The 255-nt window shown below is 39.2% G+C and carries 1 pseudogene; it reads left to right on the top strand.

The window, feature by feature from the left end:
• Positions 1-255: pseudogene (locus ESB04_RS12525) on the top strand (hypothetical protein); the annotation flags it as partial.

Below are 255 nucleotides of genomic sequence, written 5' to 3'. Positions count from 1 at the left end.
TCGATGTAAATGGTGCTTTCATTGATGCCAACAAAAATGGTTTAGCCGATTTCTTAGAATCTAATCCAGCTCCAATTCCAGATACGGATAAAGATGGTACACCAGATTACCTAGATTTAGATTCAGATGGTGATTCATTATTGGATAGCAAGGAATTAACATCTGACCCAGATGGCGATGGTATTCCAAATTACCGTGATTTAGACTCCGATGGAGATTGGTTAGGAGATAGTGATGAGCGTGATGGAGATAATG

This window comes from Aquirufa rosea, from assembly GCF_004118285.1.
Classification (GTDB): Bacteria; Bacteroidota; Bacteroidia; order Cytophagales; family Spirosomataceae; genus Aquirufa; species Aquirufa rosea.
The sequence above is the reverse complement of the archived record's forward strand: the minus strand, read 5'-3'. Positions and strand labels throughout refer to the sequence as shown.